The organism is Streptomyces silvae (genome assembly GCF_016745505.1).
In the GTDB taxonomy this organism is placed as follows: domain Bacteria; phylum Actinomycetota; class Actinomycetes; order Streptomycetales; family Streptomycetaceae; genus Streptomyces; species Streptomyces silvae.
Genome location: NZ_JAERUC010000172.1, coordinates 16,412 through 34,486 on the forward strand (window position 1 = coordinate 16,412; position 18,075 = coordinate 34,486).

The following is an 18,075-nucleotide window of genomic DNA, read 5'->3' on the forward strand; positions in this document are numbered from 1 at the left end:
CCCCATACGTCTTATGCCTTCCGGCTTCCTGGTCCAGCATCGTTGGAAACCAGGCAAGTTGTTGGACTGGACCATTTGAGGAGATGACGTGGGAAGTCGCAGAAACACCACGCTTGCTGTCTGCACGTGCTTCGCACTCGCAAGCGGTCTGCTGCTCCAGACCCTGCCGGCCACCGCCGCCCCCGACGCACCCCGCAGCGCGGTCGCCACGACACCGCCGGTCTCCCCGACCCCGCAGAGCATCAGCCGCACAGGTGACGACGTCCGGGTGACCGGCAAGGTCTATGTCGTCGCCGACGACGCGACGGACGCAGCCGCCAGGGACCGGCTGGTGCGGGAGCTCAAGAACCACGGCGCCCGCCAGGTCAAGGTCGTCGCCCCCGGAAACGTTCCCGGGGACGCCGCGCGGCACCTCACCGTGCGGCTCGGCGCGGCGGACCGCGACGACATCGCCCGGGCGCTCGGGGACGCCGAGGTACCCGGTCAGGCCGAGGGTTACGCCCTGCGGGTCGACCGGACCCGTAACGCCGGGACCGTCGCACTCGGCGGCCGGGACGCCGACGGCCAGTACTACGCCGTGCAGACCCTGCGCCAGCTCTTCCTCCGCGCCGGCGGGCGTTGGAAGATCTCCGGTGTCCAGGTCGGCGACCACCCGTCGATGCCGCTGCGCGGCACCATCGAGGGCTTCTACGGCCAGCCCTGGACACACCAGGAACGCCTGGACCAGATGGACTTCTACGGGGACGTCAAGGCCAACACGTACATCTACGCCCCCAAGGACGACCCGTACCACCGCGGCAAGTGGCGCGAGCCCTACCCGGAGGACAAGCTCACCGAGCTCGGCGAGCTGGTCGGCCGGGCCACCGCGAACCATGTGCGCTTCACCTTCGCCGTGTCCCCCGGCGAGTCGATCTGCTACTCCGACGCCGGGGACCGCGCGACGCTCAAGGCCAAGCTCCAGGCGCTGTACGACCTGGGCACCCGCGCCTTCTCCATCCCGCTCGACGACATCAACTACACGAGCTGGAACTGCGAGGCGGACCGCGCGGCGTACGGCGAACCCGGCCAGGAGTCGGCCGCCAAGGCCCAGGTCGACCTGCTGAACGACCTGCAGCGCGACTTCATCGCCGGCCACGACGGCGCGAAGCCGCTGCAGATGGTGCCCACGGAGTACGGCGACCTGCGGGACAGCCCGTACAAGAAGACCGTCCGGGACACCCTGGACCCGGAGGTCGTGGTGATGTGGACCGGTACCGACGTCGTGCCCCCGCGGATCACCAACGACGAGGCCGACCGGATCTCGGAGCTCTTCGGCCGCCGGGTCTTCGTCTGGGACAACTATCCGGTCAACGACTTCGGCAACACCAGCGGCCGTCTGCTGCTCGCACCGTACGACAAGCGTGAGGCCGGCCTCTCGGAGCATCTCTCGGGCATCGTCGCCAACCCCATGAACCAGCCGTACGCCAGCAAGGTCGCCGTCTTCGGCGCCGCCGACTTCGCCTGGAACGACCGGGGGTACGACGCGGCGAAGAGCTGGCCGCGGGTCATGTCCTACCTCGCCGGCGGGGACCGCGCGGCGACCGACGCACTGCTGGTTCTCGGCGACCTGGAGCACATGGCGCCGACCTTCGGCGCGGAGCCGTGGCAGCCCCAGGCTCCCGAACTAGGGCGCCGCGTCGCGGAGTTCTGGACCGCCTGGGAGGACGGCGGCGACCGTACGAAGGCACTGAAGTCGCTGCGTGCCTACGCGGTGGCCGTGCGGAAGGCCCCGGCCACCATCCGCGGCGGCGACGTGGAGAAGGGCTTCACCGTGGACGCGGCGCCGTGGCTGGACGCCACCGAGCTGTGGGGCGGCGCGATGGTGAAGACCGTCGACGCGCTCTCTGCACACGCCGACGGGGACGCGGCGGCAGCGGAACGGCTGCTCGCCGAGTCGGCCGAACTGCAGGATCAGGCCCGCGCCCTGCGCGTCGACCCGCCGCGCAACTCCTGGGGCAAGGTCCAGCCCAAGGTCGGTGACGGTGTGCTCGACACCTTCCTGGACAAGGCCGCGGCGGCCGCCCAGCAGTAAGGTCCGGTGCCCCAGGGGGGTGACCCGTGTTCCGCTCGGGCATGCGGAACACGGGTCACCGCCGGGACCGGAGCCGGCGGTGAAACCCACTCGACCCGATCACCTCCCCCGGGACATGCTTCGGGCATGGAGTACCTCTGCTACCACCGCGACCGGTCCGACTCCCTCCCGCTGCGCGACGAACTGCTGGAAGCACACTGGTCCTACATGGACGGGTACGCGAAGGAGATGATCGCCCGCGGTCCGACCCTCGCGGACGACGGCGACACACCCACCGGAAGCATCCACATCGTCGACCTGCCCGATCCCGCGGCCGCCCGCGCGTTCGCCTTCGACGAGCCCAACTACCAGGCGGGCGTCTACCGCGACGTGCTACTGCGACGGTGGCGCAACCTGCTGGGGCGCACCATGTGGGACTCCCCCGCCATCACCACCGAGAGCAGCCGGTACCTGGTGATCGGCCTCGGCTCGGGGCAGGCCGCCGACCTCGCGGTGCCGCCCGGCCGGGACGACCTGATCGCCTACGGGCCGCTGCTGGCCGACGACGGCGCCACCTGGGTGGGCACGGCCGCGCTGGTCCGCGCGCCCGATCCGGGCACGGCGCGCGCCCTGCTGACCCCGGACCGGTACGCCGACATCGAGGTACACAACTGGCAGCCAGGCGGGCGGTCTTCATGACCGAGGGCCACGGGACCGGCAGCACCCGGCGAAGCCGTCCGTCACCTCCCACACCGTCAGCGGCGAGGACGGCGGCGATTCACCGAGCGTGCCAGGGCCCGGCCTGCCATTCCCCGGTGCGGGCGAAACGCTCGACGGCGGCCTCGTACGGTGCGGGGTCGAGCCCCCGCGCACGGACCCATGAGGGGTCGAGGTGAGTTGTCAGGTACGGCTCGGCGGTGTCGCCGATGAGGGTGACGACGCTGCCCCGTACGCCTGCTTCGCGCATCCGTGCCACCAGGTGGCACGTTCCCCAGAAGTGGGTTCCGGTCGACGGACCGGCATCGATCCCGGCAGCGGTGCGGAGCCACCGCAGGGCCGCGACGGACGCCGCGTCCGGCACCGGAATCATGAGGTCGATCACCTCCGGGAGGAAACCGGGCTCGGTCCGTGGGCGGCCGATCCCCGGGATCCGCGAAGGCATCCCGGTGGTGTAGTCGGCGCACCCGCTCGCCCAGGCAGGGAAGTAGGCGGAGTTCTCCGGATCCACCACGGCCAGGCGCGTCTTACGGCCGTGGTCTCGCAGATGGCGTCCGACCGACGCGGAGGTCGCCCCCGTTCCGGCACCGGTGACGATCCACTCCGGAACAGGGTGCCGCTCCCCGGCCAGCTGGGCGAAGATCTCGTCGGCGGCGGTCGGCTCACCGCACACGGCCATCGCCCGTCCCGCGTCGGCGAAATGGTCCAGGAAGTGGCCGCCGAGCCGCTCGGCCAGCGCCCTCGCCTCCTGCTGCACCGCGGCCGGCGGCTGCTCACCCACCTGCCAACGCCCGCCCTCCGCCCCGATCCTGGCCAGGACGCCCGCAGGGGTCCCGGCCGGCACGACGGCGGTGAAGGCGAGATCCAGCAGGCGCGCGAAGTGGGCTCCGGCGACGGCGACCGCCCCGCTCGTGGCCGCGATCACCGGCGTACCGGCCGTGAGAGTGCCGTTGGCGATCGCCTCGCGGAACAGGGCACGCACCAGGCGGTACTTGATGCTGCCCGTCGGGTGCGCGGACTCGTCCTTGAGGTAGATGTCGATACCCCGGATCGCGGGGAGCGGGAGCGGCCGCAGAGGCGTGGGTGTCACATCCGCGCCGCCCGCCCGTACCCGCCGGAGCGCCTGGGCGGCCCACTCGTCGGCGTACTCCTCGGTCATGACCGGGACCCTACTGGAGCCCGACCGGACGGGACGAGGGGGCGACCACACCGTCGCACGGTGTCCTGATCGCTATATCAGCTGTCCCATTACCTTGATTGCGACACGGCACCCACGCCCATAAACTGCCAAAGAAAAAGGCAAGCCTTACCTAATATCTCGCCAGAGGCGTGCGCCGACTTCACGCGTGCGACCACGTCACGGGGCTGTTCCGGTGCCGGGTGGGTCGACGAGCACCGGGAGCAGGGCACCTCAGGCGTCCGAGCACGTGGAGTTCCGCAATGCCTCGATCATGCGCGCCGACAGCGGGCGTCCGGCCATGACGTCAAAACTGTCCGCGGTGCTGCCCGACCTCTCCCCCTGGCATTCCTCACGCGACTTCCGGCTCCTCTGGGTACAAGGGCTGATCACCAATTTCGGCAGCTTCATGGCCCTGGTCGCGCTGCCGCTCCAGATCAAGGAGCTGACCGGGTCCCCGCTCGCGGTGGGCGCGATGGGCGCCGTCGAGCTCGTGCCGCTGATCGTCTTCGGTCTGTACGGCGGGGCGCTCGCCGACGCGGTCGACCGGCGCAAGGTCATCCTGCTCACCGAGGCCGGACTGGGGCTGCTGGCGGCCGTCCTGCTGGTGAACGCGATGCTGCCGGAGCCGATGCTGTGGCCGCTCTACGTGGTGGCGGCCGGGGTGGCGGCGCTGGCCGGTCTCCAACGGCCCGCGCTGGACTCGCTGCTGGCCCGGATCGTGCCGCACGACCAGCTCGCGGCGGCGGCCGCGCTCAACGCGTTCCGCTGGCAGGCCGGTGCGATCGCCGGTCCCGCGCTGGCGGGCCTGGTCGTGGCGTACGCGGGCAATGTTCCGGCCTACGCCACCACGGTCACCTGCTTCGCCGTGTCGGTCGCCATGTGTCTGCGGCTCACCCCCGTGCCACCCGCCGAGAACGCCGAGAAGCCGTCACTGCGCGGCATCGCCCAGGGCGCTCGCTACGCCTGGTCGCGCCCGGTCCTGCTGGGGACGTACGCGGTGGACCTGGCGGCGATGTTCTTCGCCTTCCCGAACACGATCTTCCCCTTCCTCGCCGACGCGCTCGACGCCGACTGGTCCCTGGGGCTGATGTACACGGCCGGATCGGTCGGTTCGGTACTGGTGAGCCTGACCAGCGGCTGGGTGTCCCGCATCCAGCGGCACGGGCTCCTGGTCGTGTTCGGCGCGGCCGGGTGGGGTCTGGCCATCGCGGCCGCGGGCCGGCTGTCCAACGTCTGGCTGGTGCTGGTGTGCCTGGGGCTGGCCGGTGCGGGGGACATGCTGAGCGGGCTGGGCCGTTCGACCATCTGGAACCAGACCATCCCCGACGAACTGCGCGGCCGGCTGGCCGGCATCGAGGTGCTCTCCTACAGCGTCGGCCCCCAGCTCGGCCAGGTGCGCGCGGGCGCGATGGCCGGCTGGACGGGGGCCCGCCCCGCGATCTGGACCGGGGGCATCGCCTGCCTGGCCTCGGTGGGCCTTCTCGCCGCTGCGCTGCCGAAGCTCCTGACGTACGACGCACGGACCGACGAGGACGCCAACCGCCGCCGCGCGGCGCACGAGGCGGCGACGGGCGGCGCACCGGAAGCGGCGTGACGTGTGGGCGTGGTGCCGGCGGCCCTTCCCGGCGTACGGAACGGGGACGACCGGCGTGACACGTGCACGCCGGGCCGCCCCGGTCAGCCCGACTTCGGCGGCTTCCGCGTGTCGAAGGCGAAGAGGGTGTTCTCGGCCGCGGCCACGACCACCGCACGCCCCGCGACGGTCACGCGCGGGCTCGCGCCCTGCTCGCCCGTCAGGCCGTCGGCCTGCGGGTCCGTCGTCCACAGGAGCGTGCCGTCGTCCGGCGACAGCGCGACCACCCGGCCGGTGGACGAGCTGAAGTACAGCGCGTCGGCTCCCGCCACGGGTCCGGACGCGCCCTCCACGGCTGTCTGCCGCGACCACTTCTTCCGGCCGGTGGCGGGGTCGAGCGCCGTGACGCGACCGGTCTGCCCGCTCACGTAGACGGTGCCGCCCGCCATGCCGGGCGTCCCTTCGTAGGTCGTCGCCAGCCGGGAGTACGTGACCTTCCGCGAGGCCGGGTCGACCCGCGCCACCCCGTCGTAGCCGGTCGTCGCCGGTCCGTCCCTGTGCTCCTTGAGGAGTACGAGACTGCCGTCGGCGACACCCGTCGGCACGGCCGGACCGTCGACCGCGATGGGCCTGCCCAGCGCCCCCGAGGACCGGTCCACCGTGTACAGGGTGGGGTTGCCGACCTCGGAGGCATCCAGCTCCGCGTCCGTGGCACACATCGCCATGAGCTGCGGGCCCGCCAGGACGGGAGCACACCGCGTGCCGGCGGGGAACGACGCCGTCCAGGTGACGTCGCCGCTGTGTGCGTCCCGGGCCTCCAGGCTGGAGTTGGAGGCGTCGACCGTCACGACGGCCGAACCGACCAGCAGGGCGTCCTGGGACCGGCCCGTGACAGCCGTCGACTGGGCGCCGGACGGGACGGACCACAGCTTCCGCCCCGTGCCGGCGTCGAGGGCCACCACCTCGCTGAGGGGGCCCTGGGGGTCGTCCTGGGCGGCGAAGCGGTATCCGAGCACGGTGTCGTCGGTGGCGCCCACCAGGTGCATGCCCTGGACGGGAACGCCGGGGCTCTTCGCCGTCCACGCCTGCGAGCCGTCCAGGAGGCTGATACGGGTCGCGACCACTCCCCCGCCCCCGCAGAACAGCGCGTCGTCGCGCGAGACGCAGCGCAGCTCGTCGGGGATGCCCTCGTCTCCGCCCTGCACCGTCGTGCGCCACGGCTTGAAGCCGGCCGGAAGCGCGGCACCCGCCGCCGCGACGTCGCCGCCCTTGTCACCGCCGCTGTCTCCACCGGAGCCGCCCGCCTTCAGCACGGTGGCTCCGCCGCCGATCGCCGCCACCGCGACCGCGGCGGCGAGCACGGGGCGCCAGCGGCTGCGCAGCCGGCGGCGGAGGGCTGTGCCGGTGTCCTGCGTACCGGAGCTTTCCGCGCCCGTGCCTTCCGTGCCGGAACCGGGCGGGCCGGTGGCGGGGGCGGACGGCGCCGGGGTGGCCCGTGCCGCGGCGTCGTGCTGGGTGATCATGTCGCGGGTACGGCCCGCGCCGGCCCCGGTCGCCTCGGTGCCACCGAGGTCGGCGGGCAGGTCCCGGAGCAGCACGAGGAGCTCGTCCGCGGAGGGGCGTCCCTCCGGCTCCTTGTCCAGGCACGACTCGACGACCGCGCGCAGAGCCGTCGGCACGGCACCCAGTGACGGCTCCTCGTGCACCACTTGGTACGCCGTCATGTACGGGCTGTCCGCGTCGAAGGGCCCGTGGCCCGTCGCGGAGTACACCAGCAGCGTCCCGAGCGAGAACACGTCGGAGCGCGGCCCCACGCCACGCGGCGCCTGCAACTGCTCGGGCGACATGAAGGGCGGCGTACCGATGACCCGCCCCGTCATCGTCAGCGTCTGCTGGTCCACGGCGCGCGAGATGCCGAAGTCGATGACGCGGGGGCCTTCGGGCGAGAGCACGACGTTCGAGGGCTTCAGGTCGCGGTGGACGACGCCGACCCGGTGGATGTCGCGCAGCGCCTCGGCCAGCCCGATGGCGAGCCTCCGCAGCTCCACTCCGTCGAGCGGACCGTTCGCGGCGATGTGCTGGGCGAGCGTGTGCCCCTCGATATAGGTCGTCGCCATCCACGGCTGCTCGGCCTCGGGCGCCGCGTCGACCACGGCCGCGGTGAACGCGCCGCTCACCCGTCTCGCGGCCGCCACCTCCTGCCGGAAACGGATGCGGAACTCCTCGTCCCCCGCGAACTGCTGGTGGATGAGTTTGATCGCGACAGGCCGCCCCGAGCTCGTACGGGCCAGGAAGACCGTGCCCATGCCACCCGAGCCGAGCCGCGCCTCGAGCGGATAGCCGCCGATCTCGGCTGGATCACCTCCGCGCAGCGACACTCTTCCCGCCCTCCCGTCCCCCGTGCGCTTCTGCCATCACGGGCCTGCTTTTCTGTCCTGCACACAAACTAGCCGCAGGGAGGTACGGCCGAACGAAGCGGGTGACGTACCGGGCCCCCGGAGCGGCTCGCGACCGCACGCGGCGAGGCCTGAGCGGCACCGCACTGCGGCGTCGACGGATGTGCGCGGGGCGCCTGATCCCACGGCGGTGGTGGCGACCGTCCGGTTCGTCGGAGTACCCGCTGTCCGTTCTGGGCCCTGCCGCTACCCTGAATGCCGGAATTGCGCAGGCAGGGCAGCATTACCGCACTTTCACGCTTTCCCTGATTTTCCGATCCGAACGGACGAGAGCCAGATGGACAGTTGCGTCTTCTGCGACATCATCGACAACCCGAGCAAGGCGCGCACGGTGTTCTCGGACCCGTACACAGTGGCCTTTCTTCCCCTGGCGCCCGCGACCCGGGGGCACACCCTGGTCGTTCCCCGCACGCACTTCGCGGATCTGTGGACGATGGACGACCTTTCCGTCCAGCACCTGACGCGGACCACCCTGGCGGTCGGCAGAGCGCTGCGTGCGGCGCTGGAGCCGGAGGGGATGAACGTCATCAACTCCGCCGGGACCGCTGCCTCGCAGAGCGTCTTCCACTGCCACACACACCTCGTACCCCGGTGGACCGGGGATGCGATGGGCCGCATCTGGCCGCCGAAGGGCGACGCGTTCGAGGACGATGCGGAGCTGGACGCCCTGGCCGCCCAGATCTCCTCGGAATGCCGGAGAATGTCACCTTGAATTCGAGAACCGCTGGGGTCGCAGTTGCTACACGGCGATAGCGACGACCGCGAGGTCCGCCACGAGCAGAGCGCCGTAGAACAACAGCAGTGTGCTGGAAAAGGCTACGTGTTTCCACAAAACCCGTTCCATGTAAGGCCCGATGTTCATCGACAGGACCTCGACCGTGCTCGCCGGGCGGCGGGCGTCCTCGTACAGATGCCGGAACAACCGCTCCTGGCGGAGGAAGCAGCCGTCCAGTGACCAGAAACAGATCAGTGGCACAGCTCCGGCGAGGGCGAGCGGCCAGCTCAGTCGGCCGGCGGACAGGGCGAGGAAGGCGGCAGCGAGAGTAAGCGCCCATCCCTTGACCAGGAACGAGTTGGTGCCCATACGGGTGATGACAGCCTGGATGAACTCGAGATGCTTGATCCGATCCGCGTCGAGGGGCGCACGGACCACAGGTGTCTCCGGCCCGTCACTCAGTGCTGTCATGGCACTCCCCCTCGGTTCACGCGCGGCACCGATCGTACCGACGCGGGTACGCATGCGCCATGAGCCGCAGGCAGATTCGCCCACCACCACGAAGCCGCCGGGCCGCACCGAGGACAGGGCGCCCGGGGCCCGGTGCTCGGTACCGTGGAACGGTGACCGAACCTGATGTGCCGACGGCAGAGAATTCCCCGTCCGCCCCTCGCGTCTTCATCTCGTACGCCCAGGACGACGACGCCCACAAGGAACGGGTCCGGTGCCTGTGGGCCCTTCTCCGCGGCAACCATGTGGACGCGCAGATCGACGGACCGGCGGCGGAACAGCCCCAGGACTGGCCGATGTGGATGACGGGCCAGATCCGCGAGGCGGACCACATCCTTGTCATCGCGTCACCCGCCTACCGTCGTCGCGCAGAGGGCGAGGAGGAAGCCGGGATCGGCAGAGGAGTGGCCTGGGAGGCCCGCCAACTGCGCGCGATCGTGCACCGGAACCCCAGCGACTGGCACATGCGCATCCTGGGAGTGGTCCTGCCCGGCCAGAGCAGTGACGACCTTCCTTCATTCATGACCGGAGGGGCCGTCACTGTCTACGAGGTTCCCTCCCTCGACCGGCCTGGAATCGAGGGGCTTCTGCGCTACCTCCTCCAGCAACCGTTCGAGACGGTGCCCCCTCTGGGACCTCGGCCCCATCTCCCTGCCCGCAGCGCTTCCGAGCACCCCTCCCCCGGCCCGGCGCCGGAAGCAGCAACCGCCACTCCGAAGCCGCAGGGGGCGGCCGCGCCTGCGCAGCAATCCATCACGTCGTACGGCGGGATTGCCGTCGGCGCGCTGAACGGCAACGTCCACTTCCACCAAGCCCCCCTGCCCGCGACGGACACCGGCACAGGCGCCGCCGAGGGCGAGGACGGCGCACGGTGACCGGGACCGGAGCTCCGGAAGAGGGCCGGCACCTCCAACAGGTCACTGCCGTCAACGGCTTCGCCTTCGGTGTCGTCGGTGCGGACATCCACGTGTTCGGCAGCGGACAGCCCCTCTACCTGCTGGCGAACTGGCGTTCCGAGGAGCCGGCAGACCCGGACTGGCTCCGCGAGCTGCCGAGCCGCATGCTCAACGCTCGTCGGCTCGTCGTGCCGTTCGTGGGGCGGGAAGGCGATCTGATCCGCCTCGGCGAATGGCGTGATACGGGCCCGCGCCTCGCCGTGCGCTGGCTCCACGGGCCGGGCGGCCAGGGCAAGACCCGCCTGGCGACCGAGTTCGCCGCACGGTCCGCTGCGGCGGGCTGGAAGGTCGTGGCCGCCTTCCACGGGCCCGATGCGGACTGGATCAGGGAGAGTACCCAGGACCTGAGCCTGACGGGGCACACGGGGCTGCTGGTCGTCGTCGACTACGCGGACCGGTGGCAGCTGGCAGCCCTGACCTGGTTGCTGAAGAACAACTTGCTGCACAGGACCGGGGTGACCACCCGGGTCCTCATGGTGGCGCGCACGGCCAACGCCTGGCCCGCGATCCGCGGCATCCTGGATACGTACCAGGCCGGGACCTCAGGGCACGTCCTCGCACCGCTCGACGGCGAAGCCGGGGACGCCAGGCCCGCGACCCCGGACGAGCGAACCGAAATGTTCGAGGCCGCCCGGGACAGTTTCGCGCGGATCTACGGACGTCCCTCGGCTCGCCTAGTCCCTCCGCCCGACAGCCTCTCCGGTGCGGACTTCGGGCTGACCCTGGCCGTACACATGGCCGCGCTCGTCGCCGTCGACTGTCATGGCCGGGGCGGGCGACCGCCCGACGACATGGGCCGCCTGACGGCGTACCTCCTCAACCGTGAACAGCTCCACTGGGCACGTCTGTACGGCGACGGGGCTCCGGACTCCCCCGCCCTTCGCCCCTTCCGAACCCCACCCGATGCGATGAACCGCCTCGTCTTCATCGCCGGGCTGACCGGGGCCCTCCCGCGCGCGGGGGGCCTGGCGGTCCTGGGGCGCCTGGAGACGCCCGCAGCCGCGCAGGCCATGGAGGACCACGCGTTCTGCTATCCGCCGTCGGACGCGGCCCTGGCGTTGGAGCCGCTTTACCCGGACCGGCTCACGGAGGACTTCCTCGCCCTGACCCTGCCCGGCCACCAGGCGGACCACCCGCACCAGGCGTGGGCTCCCGGAACGGTGTCGACGCTGATGGCCCGTACCGGCGAGGGCGCCGAGCCACCGGCCTGGACACCCCGCGGTCTCACGTTCCTCGCTGACGCGGCGGCCCGCTGGCCCCATCTCGCGGCGTATCTGAACGAGATCCTGCTCAGGGACCCTGCGCTCGCGACAGCGGGGGGCAACGCGGCGCTGACCTCTCTCGCGAGCGTTCCCGGTATCGACGTCTCGCTGTTCATGGCCATGCACCCGTTCTTCCCTTACCCGGCCCCCGATCTCGCGCCGGGGATCGCTGATGTCATGCGGCGGCTCGGCGACCACGTGCTCGCCCACACGGAAGAGGATGCGACGCGGGCCGACTTCCATGAAGAGTTGTGCGTCCGGCTGAGCGCCGCCGGCAGGCATGAGGAAGCGCTGGAATCAGCACAGGCATCCGTGGCCCTCCGCCGGCCACTCGCCGACCGTGACCGTCGCCGGTACGCCCATGCGCTCCACGCCCTCGGCACCGCACTCTGGGCGCTGGGCCGGTACCCGGAGGCCCTGGAGCAGGCCGACGAGGCCGTCAGGTTACGTCGGCAGCTGGCGGACGACGGCAGCCCACGCTCGGCGCACGACCTCGCCCACGCACTCGACAACCAGGGCACTCTGCTGAGCCAGGTCGCAAGCCATACGGAAGCACTGAAGGTGAGGATCAAGGCGCGAGACGTCTGGCGCCGCCAGGTCCGGAAGCACTCCCGTGCCGGCGAGACCGAACACCTGGAGGCCATGCAGGCCGGTCTCGCGCAGAGCCTTGCACATCTCAGCGGCACACAGCTCCATCTCGGCCGCCACGAACCAGCCCTGGCCACGGCCGAAGAAGGGGTGACACTCTTCGAGCAGCTCTTACCCGATCCTCTGCCGGAAGACGGCACCGTCCCCTACCTCCTGCCGCCGTACCAGCAAGCGGTCTCCGCACTCGGCACCGCCCTTCTGGCGTCCGGCCGAACTCAGCAGGCGCGTGCGGCATTCCGTCAGGCCGTGGCCATGGCCGAACGTCTCGTCGAGGTCAATCCCCAGGCCTACGAGCCGCGTCTGCTGGACGACCTGTCGAGCCTGGGCGTCGTGTGCTCCATGACGGGCCGTCACGAAGAGGCCCTGGAAACCCTGGAACTGGCCCTCACCCGCTTCGTGCGCCTGGCGCGAACCAACCCGGTGCTCCACGAGGCCGACCTCGCACGCGTGCTGGTCCACCTCACGGAGACCTACGCGCGCGAGAAGGGCCCACAGGCCGCTCTGGCGGCGGCGGAACAGACGGTGGACATCTACCGGCGGCTCACCGCCGGGCACCCCCGGGTGTACGAGCCGGCCTTCGCCCAGGCCTTGTATCTCCGCGGAGTGAACTTGGCGCGCCTCAGCCGGCACATGGACGCGGTCGACTCCCTCAGCGATGCCGTCGCCGTGCAACGCCGGCTCGCGGACACCACGCCACAGGCCCACGAGGCGAGACTGGCGGAGTTTCTGGCTGCGCTCACGGAGGTGCGCGGAGCTGCCGACTCCCCGGCTCACGAAGTGGTACGGGACTGAGTCCGCGCCGCGCCGCGCCCCGGTTCCGCGGATTCGTCGGGACGGCCGGGGAGGGCGCCCGAGTCCGCGAGGCCGTCGACATGCCTCTGCTGACCCCACGCCCGCGCGTATCGAGTCGTTATTCTCAGCGCCATGACTCTTCAGCGGATGGACAACGTCGCCATCGTCGTCGACGACCTGGACGCGGCCGTCGCCTTCTTCACCGAGCTGGGCATGGAGCTGGAAGGCAGGGCACAGATCGAAGGCCTCTACGCGGACCGCACCGTCGGACTCGACGGTGTCCGGAGCAGCATCGCGATGATGCGGACCCCGGACGGTCACAGCAAGCTGGAGCTGACCAAGTTCCACGCCCCCGCGCCTTCCGAAGCCGAGCCGCGGAACCCTCCGCCCAACACGCTTGGCCTGCATCGCGTCATGTTCGCCGTCGACGACATCGACGACACCATCGCCCGTCTGCGCGCCCACGGTGCCGAACTCCTGGGCGAGGTAGCGCAGTACGAGAACGTCTTCCGGCTCTGCAACCTCCGCGGCCCAGCGGGCATCATCGTCGCCTTGGCCGAACAGATCGGCTGACACGGGCCTGCCGCGCGTCCGGAAAGGCATGGCAAGGCCCGGCGGGGAGCCCGTCCGGCCGAGCCTTCATCGCCCGCTGTCGTCATCGCGCCGGGGAAGAGCTTGAGCCGAGTGCGCCGCTCGACGGCCGGCGAGGGACGCGCGTATCGCGGGCCAGGCATCGAGACGGGACGACAGGAGCAGCATCCTCACCGGGGCGTCCGCACGCTCCAGCAGAGCGTTACTGAAGAGCCACGTCACATGGCTGTGGGGCCATCGGTCGATGTGGTCCACGATCAGCAGAACCCCCACGGGCCCGCCAGCGCGTATCTCAGGGGCCACCGCTGCTACGGGGGAAGGACCGGAGCCGAGTGACGCGGTGAGCACCTCCCATCCGGCCCCCGCCGACTCCGCTGCGAACCGGGCGGCAAGCTCGCCCCTGCGGCCGTCATCAGGTCCGTGCAGCCAGCGCCCGGAGAGGGCCGGCCCGCTGTCGCGCCACTCGCGCAGGCGCTCCAGTGCCGCAGCGGGGACGTCGGTACGAGGAAGGGGCGCCCGACCGGACGGCCAGGTGTCCAGCCGGTACGCCGGAGCACCGTCGCCGAACACGTGAATGTCCGCGTGCATCGCGCCGTAGGCGAATCCGTCCGCCGCGACGATGCGCTGTTCGCCGGCGGGGCACGGTCCGCCGCCCGGATCCGGGCCTGAAGTGATCGGCATCAAGTCCGATTATGTGCGGTCATGCCCGCCCGTACCTGACTTTGCGCATTCCTGCGTGGCCGCGGTGGCCGGGCTGTACGTTCGTCCGACCGTCCGTCGACCCCCAGGAGCGCCGTCGATGTCAGCCGCACCGGACAGCACGGTTCCACCGACCCACCAGAGTGTCCGCGCGGAGAGCGGTTTCGCGTACGGAGTGATCGGCGCGGATCTGCACATTCTCGGCAACGGTATGCCGCTCTACCTCCTCGGGAACTGGAGCCCTGCCGCACCTGCGCCGACGCCGTGGCTGCGGGAGCTGCCCAGCCGCATGCTCAACGCACGGAACGCCGTGGTCGGGTTCCACGGGCGGCATGACGAGCGTCGGTCGTTGCACGCGTGGCTGGCCGAGGACGCGCGGCTGTCGATGAGGTGGCTGCACGGTGTCGGGGGACAGGGCAAGACCCGGCTGGCGGATCAGCTGGCCCTGGAAGCCGGTGCGAGGGGATGGAAGACCGTCGTGGCGACGCATGGCCCGGGGGCGGTGGTGCGTTCAGCCTCGCACGACCTGCGCTCGGACAACCACGCCGGTCTGCTGATCATCGTCGACTACGCGGATCGCTGGCCGCTGTCCCACCTGAACTGGCTGTTCAGCAACTCGCTCCTGCGGCAACCGGGCCTGCCCATCCGCGTGCTGCTGCTCGCCCGCACCGATGACGCCTGGCTCCCGGTCTCCGAGGCGGCGGCGGAGCAGGGAGCCGCGACCTCTCAGCAGCGCCTCGACGCGCTGCCGGCCACGGTAACGGCCCGGACGGAGATGTTCAGCGCGGCGCGGGACGGATTCGCTCAGCACTACGGATTTGCCGAATCACCCACCGTCGTGCCGGCCGTGCCGCTGGAATCCGCCGGGATGGGACTCACCCTGGCGCTGCATGTCACGGCGCTGGTCGCCGTGGACGCCCACGTCTCGGGCCGGCGGGCGCCCGCCGACATGGCCGGGCTGACGGTGTACCTGCTCGACCGTGAGCATGCGCACTGGTCACGGATGGCCGACGACGGAACGCACCACGTCGGCGCCACTCGCGGAGCTCTCCGTACGACGCCGGAGGTGATGAACCACACCGTCTTCGTCGCCTCACTCACCGGGCCGCAGACGCACGACCGGGGGCGGACCGCACTGCGGGATGCCGGCATCCACGGCGCCTCGCACCGCCCGGACCAGATCCTTGCCGACCACGCGCTCTGCTATCCCGCCGCACAGCCCGGTGACCGCACCGTCCTGGAACCGCTGTATCCCGACCGACTGGCCGAGGACTTCCTCGCCCTCACCCTGCCCGGCCACTCCGTCACGGACTATCCCGCCCAGGCCTGGGCGGGGCCCACCAGCCGACTGCTGACCGTACGCGATGAGGAGGGCTCGGCACCGGCACATCTCGCCCGTGCGCTCACGTTCCTGGCTTCCGCCGCCATGCCCGACCGCTGGCCCCATCTCACAGGGTACGTCGAGGAGATCCTGCGCACAGATCCCCTGCTGGCGCTCGACGCGGGCGGCGCCGCCCTGACGGCTCTCGCCGCAGCCGAACTCGACACCGAAGTCCTGGAGGCCATCGAAGAGCGGCTCCCGCCGGGCAGCCACACGGACCTGGACACCGGGATCGCCGCGCTCGTCCACGGGCTGGCCGTCCGCCGGCTGCCCCGGACCCGGGACCCACTGACCCGTGCCCGGGAACTCGACCGGCTCGGGGGACGTCTGGGGTTCGCAGGCCGGCACGCGGAGGGCCTCGAACGTACCCAGGAAGCGCTGGAGACATGGCGGTCACTCGTCGCAGCAGACCCGCAAACCCATGAGACCGGGCTGGCCGGGGCGCTGACCGATCTGGGGATCCGCCTGGCACGGGTGGGCAGGCGCGAAGAGGCAGTGGCCCCGGCCCAGGAAGCGGTGGGCATCTGCCGCGGCGCCGCGGAAGCGGCCACCCCCGGCGCGCGCACCGACGCCGATGACGGCCTCGCCACGGCCCTCAACGAACTCGGGATCCGGCTGTCCGAAGTCGGCCGGCGCGAGGAGGCGGTCACCGCGGCGGCGGAGGCCGTGGCCCTCCGCCGGCGGCTGGCCTCGACGAACCCTGCGGTGTACGAGGAGGGTCTGGCCGCCGCCCTGAACAACCTCGGCAGCTTCCTTTCACGGGCCGGGCACAGGAGCGAGACGCTGGAGATCGGGCAGGAAGTCCTTGCCATCCAGCGGCGGTTGACCGCCGAGGACCGTGCGGCGCACGAACCTCAGCTCGCCACGGCCCTGAGCAACCTGGGGATTCACCTGTGGGAGGCCCACCGGATGGACGAAGCACACGTCCCGACCCGGGAAGCCGTGGCCATCCGGCGCCGGCTGGCCGCCGTCAACCCGGCGGCGTACGAATCCCATCTGGCGGACGCCCTGGCCAATCTGGGCGCCCATCTGGCGGGAGCCGGGTTCCTGGAGGATGCCGTGCCGCCGACTGCGGAAGCGGTGGCGATCCAGCGCCGGCTCGCGCGGGCCAACCCGGCTGCGTACGAACCGGATCTCGCCTGGACACTCAGCAATCTGGGCGCGCATCTGTACGAGGTCCAGCGGCTGCCGGACGCGCTGACAGCGGGCCGGGAGGCAGTGGAGGTCCTGCGGCGCCTGGTCGGGGTCAACCCGGCGGCTCACGAACAGGACTTGGCGAGCGGGCTCGGCAATCTCGGTGTGTACCTGATACGCGCCGGTCGTCCCGAGGAAGCAGCCGAGGCATCCGGGGAGTCGGTGGCGATCCTGCGCCGGCTCGCGGCCGGGAACCCCGCCCTCCACGAACCCGAACTGCTGCGCACCTGGTGGACCATCGCGGATGAACACAAGAACCAGCGTCCGCACGCCGCACTGGAGGCCGCGGAGCAGGCGGTACGACTCTGCCGCCGCCTGGTCGCGGCGGAGCCGGACACCTACGCGACGGACCTGCGCATCGTGCTCACCGCTCAGGCCGACGTGCTGCGAATCCTCGGCCGCGCGGAGGAAGCCGATGCGATCGTAAGAGAGTTGGACGACGAGCACCTGTAGCCCCCGAGGCTCTCAAGGAGTCAGCACCGCCCTGCCCTCAGAAGCCTTCGGCGGACGACCTGCACACCTTCCCCTTCACTGCTTGAGCCGTCTCTTTCATGTCCTCCCGAGGAGTCCCCCTCAGCCTGCGCTGGGTATACGTGGTGATGATCCAGGAGTACGCCCGCCACATGGCCACGCCGACTTCCTGCGGGAACGGACCGACGGGACAACCAGTGGCTGAGCGACGAACGCCGTCGTGGACGAACAGCTACGGAAAGCTACGATCTACCGCTCCTCTGCCGCCAGTTAACTCCACTACCGTGAAGGAGAGTTGAAGGCTCAGGGGTGTTGACGTGAACTCACTACCGGTGCTCTGATGATCTTGATAATGGCCTACGGCTCTCGCGGTCGTTCCTGAAGGAGTATTCATGCGTCCCTCCCTGCAGCGTACGGTCACCGGTGGCGCTCTCTCGATGACGTTCCTGGGAGCCGGGCTCGTCGCCGCGCCCTCGGCCTCCGCGGCCGCGGCGTACAACGGCGCCTGCGGGGCCGGATACTCCGTCGTCAATTCGGGTGCGGTCGGCACCCGGGGAATGACGTATCTGACGTACAGCGCGGCCACGGGGAAGAACTGCATCGTCACCATTCGCAACACGCCGGGTACGGGCGTCTACATCTACGCCGGATTCCAGCTCGCCAACCAGGGAAACACCGCCGTGGACGACCACGGGACGTACACCAGCTACGCGGGCCCCGTGTACATCAGCGGCAAGGGGTCCTGCATCGACTGGTCCGGGGCGATCGGCCCCGCGCCCGAGCAGTACGTGATCCGGTACGCGACGAACTGCGGCTGATCCATCGGGCGGCAGCCCGGGTTCCCCTGCATCGTGGCGGCGCACCGGTCCCTACGGGATGC

The 18,075-nt window shown here is 70.9% G+C and carries 13 protein-coding genes and 1 pseudogene; 10 read left to right on the forward strand and 4 right to left on the reverse strand.

Annotation, left to right across the window (positions count from 1 at the left end; all coding sequences use genetic code 11):
* Positions 1–88: 88 nt before the first annotated feature.
* Complete coding sequence (locus JKV81_RS27165) at positions 89–2,071, forward strand: glycoside hydrolase family 84 protein (RefSeq protein ID WP_372444252.1); 1,983 nt, start codon at positions 89–91, stop codon at positions 2,069–2,071.
* 126 nt (positions 2,072–2,197) lie between these two features.
* On the forward strand, positions 2,198–2,749 hold the full coding sequence (locus tag JKV81_RS27170; RefSeq protein ID WP_202078213.1) for a YciI family protein: 552 nt from the start codon (positions 2,198–2,200) through the stop codon (positions 2,747–2,749).
* Positions 2,750–2,828: 79 nt separating this feature from the next.
* Here the strand turns inward: JKV81_RS27170 and JKV81_RS27175 are convergent, their stop codons facing one another.
* Positions 2,829–3,926 carry a PLP-dependent cysteine synthase family protein gene (locus JKV81_RS27175; RefSeq protein WP_202078215.1) on the reverse strand — a complete coding sequence of 366 codons (1,098 nt, stop codon included), beginning with the start codon at positions 3,924–3,926 and terminating at the stop codon, positions 2,829–2,831.
* Between the two features lie 319 nt (positions 3,927–4,245).
* On the opposite strand from JKV81_RS27175, the gene JKV81_RS27180 reads away from it, so the two are divergent.
* Complete coding sequence (locus JKV81_RS27180; protein WP_129266850.1) at positions 4,246–5,541, forward strand: MFS transporter; 1,296 nt, start codon at positions 4,246–4,248, stop codon at positions 5,539–5,541.
* A gap of 83 nt (positions 5,542–5,624) precedes the next feature.
* On the opposite strand, the gene JKV81_RS27185 is transcribed toward JKV81_RS27180, so the two are convergent.
* Complete coding sequence (locus JKV81_RS27185) at positions 5,625–7,898, reverse strand: serine/threonine-protein kinase (protein WP_202078217.1); 2,274 nt, start codon at positions 7,896–7,898, stop codon at positions 5,625–5,627.
* 355 nt (positions 7,899–8,253) lie between these two features.
* Between JKV81_RS27185 and JKV81_RS27190 the strand changes: the two genes are divergently transcribed.
* A complete protein-coding gene (locus JKV81_RS27190; RefSeq protein ID WP_124278373.1) occupies positions 8,254–8,688 on the forward strand; it encodes an HIT family protein in 435 nt (144 codons plus the stop codon).
* A 27-nt stretch (positions 8,689–8,715) separates the two neighbouring features.
* On the opposite strand, the gene JKV81_RS27195 is transcribed toward JKV81_RS27190, so the two are convergent.
* Positions 8,716–9,162 (reverse strand): hypothetical protein, encoded by a 447-nt coding sequence (locus tag JKV81_RS27195; protein WP_202078219.1) that lies wholly within the window; start codon positions 9,160–9,162, stop codon positions 8,716–8,718.
* Between the two features lie 152 nt (positions 9,163–9,314).
* On the opposite strand from JKV81_RS27195, the gene JKV81_RS27200 reads away from it, so the two are divergent.
* The 3 genes from JKV81_RS27200 (at position 9,315) to JKV81_RS27210 (ending at position 13,432) form a co-directional block, all read left to right on the forward strand.
* Complete coding sequence (locus JKV81_RS27200; protein WP_164992659.1) at positions 9,315–10,076, forward strand: toll/interleukin-1 receptor domain-containing protein; 762 nt, start codon at positions 9,315–9,317, stop codon at positions 10,074–10,076.
* On the forward strand, positions 10,073–12,859 hold the full coding sequence (locus JKV81_RS36725) for a tetratricopeptide repeat protein (RefSeq protein WP_202078221.1): 2,787 nt from the start codon (positions 10,073–10,075) through the stop codon (positions 12,857–12,859). The genes JKV81_RS27200 and JKV81_RS36725 overlap by 4 nt, the downstream gene beginning before the upstream one ends.
* A gap of 132 nt (positions 12,860–12,991) precedes the next feature.
* The gene (locus tag JKV81_RS27210; RefSeq protein WP_202078223.1) at positions 12,992–13,432 is read left to right on the forward strand and encodes a VOC family protein; all 441 of its coding nucleotides are present in this window, start codon (positions 12,992–12,994) and stop codon (positions 13,430–13,432) included.
* A 66-nt stretch (positions 13,433–13,498) separates the two neighbouring features.
* On the opposite strand, the gene JKV81_RS27215 is transcribed toward JKV81_RS27210, so the two are convergent.
* The gene (locus JKV81_RS27215) at positions 13,499–14,131 is read right to left on the reverse strand and encodes a hypothetical protein (protein WP_129260930.1); all 633 of its coding nucleotides are present in this window, start codon (positions 14,129–14,131) and stop codon (positions 13,499–13,501) included.
* Positions 14,132–14,249: 118 nt separating this feature from the next.
* Here JKV81_RS27215 and JKV81_RS27220 point away from each other — a divergent pair, with 118 nt between their 5' ends.
* The 3 genes and pseudogenes from JKV81_RS27220 to JKV81_RS27225 all read left to right on the forward strand — a co-directional run bounded on the left by JKV81_RS27220 (position 14,250) and on the right by JKV81_RS27225 (position 18,013).
* Positions 14,250–17,177: a tetratricopeptide repeat protein gene (locus tag JKV81_RS27220; protein WP_202078225.1), complete on the forward strand. Its 2,928-nt coding sequence runs from the start codon at positions 14,250–14,252 to the stop codon at positions 17,175–17,177.
* Between the two features lie 92 nt (positions 17,178–17,269).
* A pseudogene (locus JKV81_RS36385) lies at positions 17,270–17,400 on the forward strand (mycothiol transferase); the annotation flags it as partial.
* A gap of 187 nt (positions 17,401–17,587) precedes the next feature.
* The gene (locus JKV81_RS27225) at positions 17,588–18,013 is read left to right on the forward strand and encodes a spore-associated protein A (RefSeq protein WP_202078227.1); all 426 of its coding nucleotides are present in this window, start codon (positions 17,588–17,590) and stop codon (positions 18,011–18,013) included.
* Positions 18,014–18,075: the final 62 nt, after the last annotated feature.